At 47.4% G+C, this 2393-nt stretch carries 1 protein-coding gene; it reads right to left on the bottom strand.

What is annotated here, in order from left to right; all coding sequences use genetic code 11:
• Nucleotides 1-55 precede the first annotated feature (55 nt).
• Nucleotides 56-2393 (bottom strand): DUF4906 domain-containing protein (locus DWW10_RS25795; RefSeq protein ID WP_409012387.1); only part of this gene is annotated, 2338 nt, incomplete at its 5' end.

The raw sequence follows: 2393 nt of genomic DNA, 5'->3' as shown, positions 1-2393 counted from the left end.
TTCCAGCATGTCAAAGAGCGAATGTATTCAAATTACTTTGAATTATTCCTTACCGTTAATCAGCCTTTTCCTGCACGCAGCGAAGCGGATGGGCATCGGACTGGTATTTAGTTACGATACCATAAGCAGACTCTGTATTAAACCAGCCCGCATACGTTCTATAATCCCCATCATCTCCTTTAGTTCGAGTCCATATTGAACATAAATCTCCAATATACTCGAATGTATCCATGAATCTGCCATAACCTGTAAATCGGAAATAAGAGGCATGCCCGCCATTCAACTGTTCGAAATAAAGCAGATAGCCACCATCGTCATTTCTCGTATTATAATTCTTTATATTATTGTTAGGCAGACTACTTCCATTCTGACACACAGCAGCCAGATCAACCTGGGATATAACTCTCCACCCGGCAGGACATGGATCCCAAACAGGTTTATCCGTTTCATCCCACCCTTTGAATGACGCTGCTGCGATATTTGTCCAGGCAGGACCTTTGTTACTGGCTGCATAAAATACAAGCGGCTGCCGGCAAGATGTCTGGTAACTGATTGTCCCCGATTGTCCTCCATTCACCACGTATGTAATCCCATCCGCCGCATAGCGATTCAACATACCTTCGGGAGGCGTAGATGAATTTTTATTATTAATCACACTGATCTTTTTAGTCGTATAGCTACTTGGGAACGGGTCTTTGCGCCCCCACTGATAATGGAAACCGTTGGTCTTGGACATTTCGACAAAGGAAGTCGGAGCTTCATCTACATATCCCGCCATTGCTCCCAAATTACGGTCCATCATCGGAAGTACACTTGCATTGTTCAGCGAAAAGAGCAGCTTTCGCTTATTGACCGGTTCCAAGACTTGTTCACCCCCACGGGTATCCGGCTTATAATCCGTCACCCAGACATGCCAACTCCAGACAATGTTTCCCGTACCATCCGGACCGTCGTATGCAGCAATCACTCCGTTACCTCCGGTGGTGTTGGCAGCTACACGGCAATAGATGCGGCATTGCCCTTTACCGTTGGCTGGCACCGTATTGATATCACTATTATCTATCGTTCGTTTGATGTCTACAATATTGGTATGGTCATCATCACTATTGGCAATTCCCATTACAGGATCACCGACATCACCGTTTTCACGGGTTTGCCAAAGTAGTCTTACCGATTTGATGCCTGTACCGGCGGTGGAAGGATACCAGCCCGTCATTTGTGAGTTGGTTATTTCCGCTCCGTTTTGTTGAAATACGAAAGGGTCGAAGCAGAACGCACCGCCCGGCTCTACCATAAAGCAATTGGCGGTGGGCACCAGATTATCGTTATTTTCCGAAGCCGGAATAGGGTCGATATACGTCACACGATTATCACCCGTAGGGATGCCGACATGTGCGAAGTTTACGGTATAAACATAATCTTTATTGCGATACATATTGAAATCCGTTGAAGAACCGGAACCGATATAAACACGGTAGTCGAACTTCTTCTTTCCGTCAGTTGTATTCACGGCTACGAAATTAAAAAAGGTACTGCCTACAGGAGCATTCGCCTTCGTGCGCTGCGTTTCTGTGGTAGCAGCAGCACTTTCACCACGGACATTGGCCGGCACCCAGCAGGAATAAGAACCATGTGCGGCATCGACATTCGCAATAGTTTTTTCAAGCGTGGTGAACTGCGAAACGATGGAGGGATAGGTGCCGTCAGTCTCCGGTCTATCCACGATGGTATAGTTCAACGGTACACTCTGAATCAGGAGTTGTTTCAATTTATAATCTGTAACACTATAATCCCATGTTACAGTCAGACGCGTAGCCAGACGTTTCAGCATCAGGCGCATATCGTAGCTGCCGTCCGGACTCTGAATGATAGCTTTACCATTGACAGTGGCTACCTTTACATGCTTCAAGTGAAGCACGTAAGGCATAGCGTTCATGCTCCCCGTAACCGAGGGGTCAATCGCATTTATCACGGAAGAATTTACTATCATACTTTGTACTTGTTCTAATGTTTTTGCTCCTAAAGCCGCCACTGCAGAACCACTGCCGCGGGCTACCAATACTAACTGGCAGTCGTCAGACGCCTGCAAAGTGACGTCCAGACTTGTGCCGATGTTGACGGTGCCGTAATCATTTCCCGTCAGGTGGTTTCCGTTGACATCGTACTGACGGATTTCCAGGTTGTAAAGTTGATCCGGAACGTCGGTAGAGGCACGCGTTATCACACCGGGCAACAGGCTCGCCTTGAAGGCGGTAGAACCGCCTTCAACGCGAGCCTGTTGCCCGGTGTGATAACTCGTGCCTCGACTGACGTTCCGGATTATCTTTATAACTTGGAAATCCGTCAGTACGACGTCAACGGAAACCACCTGACGGGAAATGATTACGGCACCG

Source organism: Bacteroides intestinalis (assembly GCF_003464595.1).
Lineage (GTDB): Bacteria > Bacteroidota > Bacteroidia > Bacteroidales > Bacteroidaceae > Bacteroides > Bacteroides intestinalis_A.
Note: the sequence above shows the minus strand (reverse complement) of the source record. Positions and strands in the feature narration are given on the sequence as shown.